Genomic DNA, 11,140 nt, shown 5'->3' with positions numbered 1-11,140 from the left:
GCTCATTAATTGTTGCTGTATAGAGTGTTTGCCAAAACCCTTGCGTATTAACAGGTACAAAATTATATTGACCAATATTACCACAATGGCAATATCTCGGTGATGCATAAATATTTCGCCGGCATTTTTTATCCAATCGTTGCGGTAGCCGCCTTGTAACCTGCTGGATACGGCATCTATCTTTTCGCGTACTTCGGTGCCAAAAATTATCTGTACCAGGCTTATTAGCAGGGCCAGCAAGGTAACCAACTGTACTATTGGTTTGGCAGTTATTTTATACTTACCCTGCACCTTTGCTAAATGGTAGGTAGTTATAGCAATAGCTAATATAACCAGCGCCAGTATTAAATGCACCGTAATTATCCAGGCCACCAAATTGGTTGATACCACTATTGAGCCTAACCACGCCTGGAAACCTATCACCACTAAATTAAGTATACTTAAAACTGGTATCAGTTTATTAATGGTCCAATAGCTAATTGAGTAAGCTACGGTAAGCAATACAAATATGCCCGATACAATTGTTATTAAGCGGTTTACGTATTCAACCCAGGTTTTGGCGGCGTTAAATTCTTCGGGTATTAATATCGATTTATCTTCGCGTATGCGGCGGGCCAGCTCAGTATAACCAAAAAGGTCGAGTGTTTTTGCAAATCGCAGGTTTTTAGCTATACGGCTGTTAACATATTTCTGTTTGTAATCTATAGGTAATTGTGATACATCAGTAGGTGGCACCAAACGGGTAAAACACCTCGGCCAGTCGGGGCAACCCATGCCCGAGCCTGTGCTGCGCACTACACCACCTGCCAGTATCAAAACAAAAAGCACAACAATGCTCAGTAAATTTATTTTTTGAAACGTTGTCCTTGATTTTGTTTTGCTCATCTCAATATCTTCTAAAAATTTAGGGTATCTGCATTTTTAGTGCTTAGTTTTGAGTATTGAGTTTTAGTTATACCAACTCAAAACTTAAAACTCAAAACTTACTACTAATTACAGATACCCTAAAAGATCAGATACAGTAAGGTATTATTTTACCTGCTCGTTAGCCTTTTGTGCATTTGTCCATTTCTGTTGTTCTTCAAGAGCACCAGCATTATCTTCAAAATCACTTGGCATGTTTGAAGACATAGTTTGCGAAAATGGAACAGTTTGTTGTATAAAGTCTTCCTCGGCTCCGGGCTTGCTATAATCATACGGCCAGCGGTATACAGTTGGTATCTCGCCCGGCCAGTTGCCGTGCAAATGCTCAATTGGTGCGGTCCACTCTAATGTATTGGCGTTCCAAGGGTTTTGTGTAGTACGTTCGCCCCAAAAAATAGAGGTAACAAAGTTGTACAAGAATGCTATTTGTGCCAAACCTGATACTATAGCGGCCCAGGTAATAAACATGTTTACTGATAACCAACGTTTCATTGATTCAAACTCAGTAAATGCGTAGTACCTACGTGGTACTCCATCTAAACCCATAAAGTGCATTGGGAAAAACACCAGGTAAGCACCTATAAAGGTTAACCAAAAGTGCAGGTAGCCTAATTTTTGGTCCATTAAACGACCAAACATTTTAGGGAACCAGTGGTAAACACCGCAAAGCATACCAAAAATAGCTGCCGAACCCATTACCAGGTGGAAGTGAGCTACCACAAAATAAGTATCATGCAAGTTAATATCCAAAGCGGCATTACCTAAAAATATACCGGTTAAACCACCAGAGATAAAGAAAGACACCATGCCTATTGCAAAAAGCATAGCAGGTGTAAACCGTATATTACCACGCCATAGCGTAGCCAGCCAGTTAAAAGTTTTTACTGCTGATGGTACCGCGATAATCAATGTCGTTATCATAAACACACCACCCAGAAACGGATTCATACCCGTTACAAACATGTGGTGACCCCATACTATAAATGATAATACGGTAATACCTATTAATGAGTAAACCATGGCATGATAACCAAAAATTGGCTTACGTGAGTTTACAGACATAACCTCGGATGCGATACCCATGGCCGGCATAATTACGATATATACCTCGGGGTGACCCAGGAACCAGAACAAGTGCTGGAACAATATAGGGCTGCCACCTTCAAAAGGCATTACCTGGCCACCAAGCACAATATCAGAAAGATAGAAGCTGGTACCAAAGCTGCGGTCAAATATCAACAGCACAACACCGGCAACCAATACCGGGAACGCCAAAACACCTAATATTGCGGTTAAGAAGAACGCCCAAATGGTTAACGGCATTTTCCAAAGGTCCATACCTTTTGTACGCATGTTTAGTACGGTACTTACATAGTTAATACCACCCATTAATGATGATGCCACAAACAGTACCATGCTTATTAACCAAAGTGTCATACCCTCGCCTGAACCAGGCATTGCTTTAGGCAGGGCCGATAATGGGGGATAAACCGTCCAGCCACCACTGGCAGGACCTGTTTGTACAAAAAACGAGCTTAGCATAACCGTACAGGCCATAAAGAAGAACCAGTATGACAGCATATTCATAAACGGCGATGCCATATCACGTGCGCCAACTTGCAATGGTATTAACAGGTTACTAAATGTACCACTTAAACCCGCTGTTAATACAAAGAATACCATGATGGTACCATGTATAGTTACCAAGGACATATAAAAGTCGGGGCTTATACGCCCTTCGGGAGCAAAGTGACCTAAAAGCACTTCTAATAAAGGGAATGACTTATCAGGGTAGGCTAATTGTATCCTGAATAAAATAGACAATGACATGGCTATGAACGCCATAGTAATACCTGTTATCAGGAATTGCTTGGCTATCATTTTATGATCCTGACTAAAAATATATTTGGTCAGGAAGGTATCATGATGATGCCCGTGGCCATCTTCGTGGTGTGCTACTTCGTGCCCGTGATCCTGAACTGCTAATGTTGACATATTCGCTAATTAATTATTTAACGCTAATCTGTTTGTTGATATATTACTTTTCTGTGCTGATGCAAGCTTTAACTCCGTTTTTAACCCATCGGTTAAATAAGGTTTTTGTTTTGCAATCCACTCGTTGTATTCTGACTCAGATACTACACGTACCACTTTTTGCATGTTATAGTGATTCATTCCGCATATTTTATTGCAATAAAGCAGGTATTCAAATTTCGGGTTATCCAGTTTGGCCCGCATTTGATCTGTAGTTATGGTAGGTGTAAATTTGAAATAGGTAGGTAAGCCCGGTACGGCATTTAGCTGCACCCTAAAGTGCGGCATATAAACCGAATGTATTACATCCTGCGCTTCGATGTTTAACCTTATTGATCTGTTTACCGGCATTACCAGGGTATCGGCCGTTAAATCGTCAAAAGCGTTTTTATCTTTAAAATCCACACCTAATTTGTTGCTGCCACTATATAGTTTATAATTATGCGCCCCTAACTTACCGTCTTTGCCCGGGTATCTTAATTCCCATGCAAACTGGTGGCCGGTCACTTCAATATTTATTGATGACTCGCCTTTACCATCAGTACTGTTAGTAATTTCCTGCCAGGTAAAAAACCCAAATACTACCAATATGGTTAATACAATAGCCGGGGCTATGGTCCAAACTTTTTCAATGGTGTTGTTATGTGGCAAAAAGTAAGCTCTGCGTTTATCTGATCCCCTGTAAACAAAGGCGAACGAGAACAATAATATTTGCGTTATAAAAAATACAATAAGCGTTAGTATGGTGGTTGTTAAAAACATGTCGTCAATTTTAACACCATGTAATGAAGCCGCTTCAGGCAATGACATGCTGCCCTGCTCGGTAAGTGACCAATAAGCACCGCCTAACCCTACAATCAGAAAAATGATACATATAGCACCCATTACATTGTTCCAGTTCATGGGCTTCTTTTTCTGCATTTGCTGGGTAAGATCATATACCTTTAGTATTTTACCAATAATGGCTACTACAAAACATAATACCAAAAAAAGCAAAACGTAGTACCCAACACCCAGCCATACGCTTGGTTTGGCGACATCAGCGGACGTGGCTGTGGCCGTAGTAGCGGGCGCCGTAGCATCCTGAGCCATCAGCAGGTTTGTGCCTAAAAGAGCAAATACCGCAAAAAGCGAAATTAATTTTTTATAGTTTATAAGTTTTTTGAATCCCATTGTATTGTTTGTTTGGTATTCTTGTATTTGTTGCAATTTAATAATAATTATATGTGGTGATGTAAGCTCTCGTCAATGAACGGATGATTTTTAGGTGCCAATAGTTTGAACCTGCTTACCGCGTTCAATACCAAATAGGTAAATAAACCGGCAAAGCCTAAAAACACACCTAACTCAATCAAACCAAACTCAGTGTACCAGTGCGATTGCGGACCTACAGTACCAGGCATTATCATCATAAAATAATCAAGCCAATGACCAACTATTAATATGATACAAACTGCTTTTAACATAGGTATAGCACGTTTTGAATCGCGGGACATTAATAATAATAACGGCATTGCAAAGTTTATTGCAACGTTAATCCAAAACCAAGGTTTAAATTCGGGCTCCCAGCGTTTGTAAAAATATGCGGCCTCCTCTGGTAAGTTAGCGTAATAGATCAACAGGAACTGGGCGAACCATAGATAGGTCCAGAATACTGAGAAACCAAATATTAACTGTCCAAGGCTGTGTAAATGATTTACACTTACCCATGGCAAATAACCTTTATTTTTAAGGTAGATGGTTACCAGCGTAATTACTGCAAGGCCACTAACCCACATGGCGGCAAAATTATACCAGCCAAACAAGGTTGAGAACCAATGCGCATCTAATGACATTATAATATCAAAAGCAAATACCGGTAAGGTAAAACCGAATATAACCAGGAATATACACGCTATTTTAAAGCTTTTGTCGTAATTAAACATTCCGCCTATTTTATCCTCGTTAGTTGAGTATTTTACAAGCAGTAAGCCAAGTATGATATAAGCTATCAGGAAACCAACCACACGTGCAAGAAAGAAAGGAATATTTAAATATGCAGATTTACCTGCAATTATAGCATCATAATTTTCGCTGCCGGGGGTTGTTAATCCTTTAGCTGCCCACGTTTTGTATAAGTAAGGCATAATTACATCTTTTCCTTCTTCGCTTGTACCATGATGCGTTATGGCTAAACCGGCTACAGCAATTACCACTAATATAGTAGCCGCAATTGGTAGTACTTTTATAAATGCATGCGGAATACGCAGTATAGAAGCAGACCAACCCGCCTGCGCCACATATTGTATAGCGCAAAAGAACACACCGCAAAGGCATACACAGGTTATATAATAACCCATTAACAACATGTTGGCAAAGGTACGTTCAACATTACCTGTCAAAATACCTAATGCAATGGCTACAACACCTATAACAATAGCAATTAAGCTCCAGGTTTTAACATTTCCTGTAAATTCAAATTGTTCGTCAAAACTATTATGAGTCTTCATTAAATCTAATTCTTATAATGTTTGTAAATGGTGAACATACATAACTACTTTCCAGCGTTCTTCTGGTGATAACTGTGATGCGTACGATCCCATGTTGTTTACACCGTAGGTAATTGTATGATATATTTTTCCATCGGTTAGGTCCTTCATGGCACCTCCACGTGATGACTGTCCGGTTGAATATGATGGCGGCGCCTGGAAACCATGCGCTACAACGGTACCATCACCCTGCCCGGTAACACCATGGCATGGCGAGCAAAAAGCTGTAAATAATTGTTTACCGTCGGCCAAATTTTGTTCAGTTAAAGCTAATGCGTTTTTAACCTCCACGCTTGCCTGTTCATAACCTTCTTTAGTGTTTGGATAATCAAACGGGGTAAAGCCTACCGGTATAGTACCGGCCGGTGGTACCTGTGCTGTTTTTCCATCCTTAAAATTCGGATTTCTCTGATCCGGATCATAGGCGATGTGTTCATACATATTGGGGGCATACTCCCATCCGGTACTCCTTTTGTCTTTGCATGATGTAATAACCACCGATGCTACAATGGTAATAACCGCTGTACCCAATACTCTAAATTTATTCATAGCTAACATATTTTCTGTCGTTATGCTTAATTTCTACTGCTCCTGCTTCTTTTAATATATTAGTGATATCATCATGCGGGATATTCCCTTTAGCATCAATAGCTATCACAAAACGGTCGTCTGTTGCCCTGAAATCCATTACCCTCGGTGCACGTCCCGGAAACAGGTGCGTTGCGTAAAAAAAGGTAAATGTCATACCAAAAGCGGTAAACAATACGGTCCATTCAAAAGTTACCGGGATAAAATCCGGAACGGCAAAGTGTGGCTTGCCGCCAATGTTCATGGGCCAGTCATGTACCAGAAAATAGTACACCAGGCTAAATATAACCGTACCGCCCAGGCAGCCAAACATAAAAGCTGCATAACCTAAGCGCGAATCCTTAATACCCAATTTTGCTTCAATGCCATGTATAGGCATTGGTGTGTACACATCATAAATAGGTACACTGTTTTTTTGTAGTTGATCAATCCCGTGCATTAAATCATCAGGATCATCAAAAAGGCCTAAAATATATTTGGTGCTGCTCATTTTCTTTATGCGTTTTCGTATTCTGCTATATCAACACTGTCAAACTTGGCTAATGATTCTTTATAGTATTCAACCTGTGCAGGGTCAAGATGGCCCTCGGCTATTAATTTTTTCTTAGCCTGCTCGCTTGATCCTTTCACCAATAATTTCACCTCGGCCATTGCTATAGAAGGTAATACCCGTAGGAATAGCAGGAATAAAGTAAAAAATACACCTATTGATCCTATAAACACGCTCACATCAACCCAGGTTGGGTAAAACATGGCCCAGCTTGAAGGCAGATAATCGCGGTGAAGCGAGGTAACTATAATTACAAAACGCTCAAACCACATACCTATGTTTACTACTATTGATAGTACCCATGCCATAGGTATATTAGTACGCACTTTTTTAAACCACATTAACTGCGTCATCAATATATTACAACCGTACATCATACAACCTGCCCACCAGTACGGACCGATAAACCTGTTAAGGAAAGTATATTGTTCATATTCGCCGCCTGAGTAGTAAGCAATAAAAAATTCAGTTAAATACGCCACACCAACAATTGATCCGGTTACAAGAATGATCTTGTTCATGGATTCGATGTGGAACATGGTGATATAGTTTTCCAATCCCAACACTTTACGGGTAATAAGTAAAAGCGTTTGCACCATGGCAAAGCCCGAGAATATGGCACCGGCAACAAAGTATGGAGGAAATATGGTAGTATGCCATCCTGGCTCTAATGATGTTGCAAAGTCCATTGATACTATAGTGTGAACAGATAGTACCAGTGGTGTAGCCACACCCGCCAAAATTATTGACACGGTTTCAAAACGCTGCCAGGTTTTTACAGAGCCTGTCCAGCCGAAAGAGCATATAGAATATATACGGCGACGTAAGCCTGTTGCGCGGTCGCGGATACTGGCAATATCAGGCAGTAAACCAGTGTACCAAAATACCAATGATACCGAGAAGTAAGTTGATATGGCAAATACGTCCCATATCAGCGGCGAGTTAAAGTTAACCCATAACGACCCGTATTGGTTAGGCAGCGGCAAGGTATAAACGGCCATCCACGGGCGGCCCATGTGGCCCACTACATAAGTAGCGGCGCAAATTACCGCGAAGATGGTCATCGCCTCGGCCGAGCGGTTAATAGAGTTACGCCAGTTTTGACGGAACAGTAATAATACCGCCGAGATCAACGTACCCGCGTGACCAATACCTACCCACCATACGAAACCGGTAATATCCCAGGCCCAGCCTACTGTTTTATTTAACCCCCACGAGCCTATACCATACCAAAAGGTATAACTAACGGCCACTACCCAAAGCAGTGCGCCTAACGAGGCCACGGTAAAACCTATCCACCATGCTTTGTTGGGCATGTTCTCAACAGGAGAAAGCACATCATTGGTAATTTTTGCATACGTGATGTCATTTCCCGTAATTAACGGTTCCCTTATTATTGATTCATTATGAGATGCCATATTTTAATTCTAAATCTCTGTGTAATGATTAAGCTCTTAATTCTTCTACGTTTCTAACTTTAACCTGATAACCGATACCGGGTTTCACGTTCAATTCTTCAAGCACGTAATATGTTCTTTCACTTTTTAATGCTTTTGATACTTCTGATTCCGGATCATTAGCATTACCGAAGATGATAGCATTGGCCGGGCAGGTTTGCTGGCAGGCCATTTTAACATCGCCATCAGCAAGCGGACGTTTTTCCATTTTAGCTGTTAGCTTACCTGCCTGTATACGTTGTATACACATACTGCATTTTTCCATTACCCCACGGAAACGTGTAGTAACATCAGGATTTAACACCAGTTGGGTATGCTCGTTATTCAGGTAGTTATCAAAGCGCGAATCGTTCCAGTAGTTAAACCAGTTAAAGCGGCGCACTTTGTATGGGCAGTTGTTAGCGCAGTAACGGGTACCTACGCAACGGTTATAGGCCATGTGGTTCAACCCTTCTGACGAGTGAACGGTAGCTAATACCGGGCACACCGTTTCGCAAGGCGCGTGGTCGCAATGCTGGCAAAGCATAGGCTGGTGCACAACCGAAACGTTGTTCATGTCAGTCAGGTTTGCCATTTCCCTTTCTTTAGTTACTTCTTTCCCGTTGCTGTTAAAACTGTAGTAACGGTCAATACGTATCCAATGCATTTCGCGGCGGCGCCTAACTTCGTCGCGGCCAACAACAGGTACGTTATTTTCGGCGCTACAAGCAACCACACAAGCACCGCAACCGGTACAGGCGTTAAGGTCAATAGCCATTACCCAGTTATAAGCAGGGCGCTCATACTCGTTCCATAAGTCATAGCTTTTATGATCTTCGGTTTTGCCGCTTTCTGAGTAAGGATCTTTTAAATAATCTTTTAAAGTAGTTTCGCGTATAATGTTACGTCCCTCTACCGAGTGGTGAGTTTGGGTTTGAGCCAACTCTATGTTATCGCCAGTTGGGGTTACTTTAACTATGTTGTTGTTTTGTACCGTAGCGTTTATGAACTGGCGGAACGGATAAGCGTTTTTACCTACATTATTGCCCACCGGGCCGGCTGCTGTACGGCCGTAACCTAACGCTACTGATATGGTGCCCTCGGCCTGGCCCGGTTGTAATAGTACCGGCAAAGCAATGGTATAGCCGTTGGCATCAATGCTTATCACATCGCCTTCGGCAAGATTTAATTTTTTAATATCGGTTTGTGATACAGCTGCAAAGTTATCCCAGGTAACTTTTGATACCGGATCAGGCAACTCCTGTAACCATGGGTTGTTGGCGCGTTTGCCATCAAGCATTGCAGGGCTTTGGTAAACGTGTAGTTCCATTTTACCATCGCTTGCAGCCATCTTATCGCTTTGCGCTAAAATGGTAACTGCAACCGCGTTTATATCGCGGGTAAATGTATAACCAACCGCAGGTTTTGCAGCAGCTTTTACAAAACCAGTTTGCAATAGAGTTTCCCAGCCGCTTTGGCCACTTAAGCCGCCTTTAGCTAAAAGGTTGGTACTCCAGTTATTTTTAACATAAGTATAATAATCAGGCGTGGTGCTTTCGCTCCAAACTAATAAGCTATGCTCTGCCTGGCGGGTATCATATACCGGGTTAATAGTTGGCTGCAAAATGGTATAGTAACCATCAATAATATTATCATCGCCCCATGATTCCAGGTAATGGTGGTTTGGTGCAATAACATTACAAATAGCAGCAGTTTCGTCTTTATGATCAGCAAATGATACTTTAAGACGTACCTTAGCTAAAGCATTAGTAAACTCCGCAGCGTTATATAGATCGTACGCAGGGTTAGCATTTAAAAATAATACCGCGCCAACCTGGCCGCTTTTTACTTCATTTAAAAACTCGGATACCGCAGCATCGTTACCGGCATATTGGTTTGAATAGTTATCCAGATCAATAGTAGTACCGTAGCTGCCCAGTAATGAGTTAATAGCATTAACCAAAACCTGTGTAGCTACATCATTTGAGCCACTAACTACAAGCGCCTTGCCTTTAGCCTGCTGCAACTCTTTTGCTGCAATGATAATAGCGCTGTTGGCCGCGTTGTTAGTTAATTTTTTACTGCCCGGTAAAGTTGTACCCGCAATGGCATTGTATAAATTTACTAAAGCAATACCTTCTTCTGACGATTTAACAGGTATACGTACATCAGCGTTGGTACCGGTTAAGCTCATACCCGTTTCAAACTGGATATGGCGCGACATCTTTTTATTTTTTAACGACTGATTGTTACGGTTTTGTACGTATTGTGAGGTAAACTCGGTTGGCGATATCCAGCTACCCAGAAAATCAGCGCCGAAGCTTACAATAATATCTGCTTTATCAAAATTATAGTGAGGCAATACCGCTTTACCAAAACTGTTTTGGTTAGCTTGTATTATACCTGTATAGGATACCGCATCATAATTGATATGCTTTGCAGTAGGATATTTGGCTATAAAATCAGCAATTACTGCCAATGTTGACGGACTGTGTACGGTTGAGGTAACCAAACGTATTTGTTTGCCTTGGGCCGCAATAGCTGCCAGTTCGCTTTTTACAAAGGTGTCAACATCGTTCCAATCTGCATCATTGCCATTAAGCGACGGGCCTTTTACGCGGGTAACATCATACAGATCTAATACTGATGCCTGTGCCTGTGCGCTTAAACCACCTTTGCTTAATATATCTTTAGGGTTACCTTCTACCTTAATTGGCCTACCTTCGCGGGTTTTAACCAAAATAGCATGACCATCATAAGTTGAGGTGTAGTAGTTGGCTATACCCGGAGTTACCTCTTCGGGTTTGATTAAGTAAGGGATAGATTTATGTACCGGTACTTTTTGACAAGCTGCCAGGGTAACGGCGCCAACGCCAAAACCAACTGCCTTTAAAAAGTCGCGGCGCGGGGTTTTCCCCATCAATCCATTTCCACTTAAAACATCTTCGATAGGAATAGGTTCGGCAAATTCGTTTTTATTGTTCTCAACAAATTCCGGCGTTTTGTTTAGCTCCTCTAAACCTTTCCAGTATTTTTTATTGCTATCCATTTAAGCTATATAATATATAAACTGTAATGCT

General features: G+C 41.4%; 8 protein-coding genes. All 8 read right to left on the bottom strand.

The window, feature by feature from the left end:
• The coding region (locus ABI367_RS10550; protein WP_462231269.1) for a COX15/CtaA family protein at positions 1-885 on the bottom strand (885 nt) is incomplete at its 3' end.
• A 144-nt stretch (positions 886-1,029) separates the two neighbouring features.
• Positions 1,030-2,805: a cytochrome c oxidase subunit I gene (locus ABI367_RS10545; RefSeq protein WP_462231271.1), complete on the bottom strand. Its 1,776-nt coding sequence runs from the start codon at positions 2,803-2,805 to the stop codon at positions 1,030-1,032.
• A 123-nt stretch (positions 2,806-2,928) separates the two neighbouring features.
• Complete coding sequence (locus tag ABI367_RS10540) at positions 2,929-4,131, bottom strand: cytochrome c oxidase subunit II (RefSeq protein WP_462231266.1); 1,203 nt, start codon at positions 4,129-4,131, stop codon at positions 2,929-2,931.
• A gap of 47 nt (positions 4,132-4,178) precedes the next feature.
• Entirely contained in the window at positions 4,179-5,447 is a 1,269-nt protein-coding gene (locus ABI367_RS10535) for a quinol:cytochrome C oxidoreductase (RefSeq protein WP_462231264.1), read from the bottom strand.
• A gap of 12 nt (positions 5,448-5,459) precedes the next feature.
• On the bottom strand, positions 5,460-6,044 hold the full coding sequence (locus ABI367_RS10530; protein WP_462231262.1) for a c-type cytochrome: 585 nt from the start codon (positions 6,042-6,044) through the stop codon (positions 5,460-5,462).
• Positions 6,028-6,564, bottom strand: a complete 537-nt coding sequence (locus ABI367_RS10525; RefSeq protein WP_462231260.1) for a DUF3341 domain-containing protein — start codon at positions 6,562-6,564, stop codon at positions 6,028-6,030. Before ABI367_RS10525 ends, ABI367_RS10530 begins: the two co-directional genes overlap by 17 nt.
• Positions 6,565-6,569: 5 nt before the next feature.
• Entirely contained in the window at positions 6,570-8,042 is a 1,473-nt protein-coding gene (gene nrfD, locus ABI367_RS10520) for an NrfD/PsrC family molybdoenzyme membrane anchor subunit (protein WP_462231258.1), read from the bottom strand.
• Between the two features lie 28 nt (positions 8,043-8,070).
• Positions 8,071-11,109: a TAT-variant-translocated molybdopterin oxidoreductase gene (locus ABI367_RS10515; RefSeq protein ID WP_462231256.1), complete on the bottom strand. Its 3,039-nt coding sequence runs from the start codon at positions 11,107-11,109 to the stop codon at positions 8,071-8,073.
• Positions 11,110-11,140 lie beyond the last annotated feature (31 nt).

It is taken from the genome of Mucilaginibacter sp., assembly GCF_039935595.1.
In the GTDB taxonomy this organism is placed as follows: domain Bacteria; phylum Bacteroidota; class Bacteroidia; order Sphingobacteriales; family Sphingobacteriaceae; genus Mucilaginibacter.
This window is presented reverse-complemented; position numbering and strand designations above follow the sequence as displayed.

Excerpts from the sequence above, each read along its gene's own strand:
- ABI367_RS10545 (WP_462231271.1), bottom strand. The coding sequence starts at position 2,805 with ATGATAGCCAAGCAATTCCTGATAACAGGTATTACTATGGCGTTCATA.
- ABI367_RS10540 (WP_462231266.1), bottom strand. The coding sequence starts at position 4,131 with ATGGGATTCAAAAAACTTATAAACTATAAAAAATTAATTTCGCTTTTT.
- ABI367_RS10535 (WP_462231264.1), bottom strand. The coding sequence starts at position 5,447 with ATGAAGACTCATAATAGTTTTGACGAACAATTTGAATTTACAGGAAAT.
- ABI367_RS10530 (WP_462231262.1), bottom strand. The coding sequence starts at position 6,044 with ATGTTAGCTATGAATAAATTTAGAGTATTGGGTACAGCGGTTATTACC.
- ABI367_RS10525 (WP_462231260.1), bottom strand. The coding sequence starts at position 6,564 with ATGAGCAGCACCAAATATATTTTAGGCCTTTTTGATGATCCTGATGAT.
- nrfD (WP_462231258.1), bottom strand. The coding sequence starts at position 8,042 with ATGGCATCTCATAATGAATCAATAATAAGGGAACCGTTAATTACGGGA.
- ABI367_RS10515 (WP_462231256.1), bottom strand. The coding sequence starts at position 11,109 with ATGGATAGCAATAAAAAATACTGGAAAGGTTTAGAGGAGCTAAACAAA.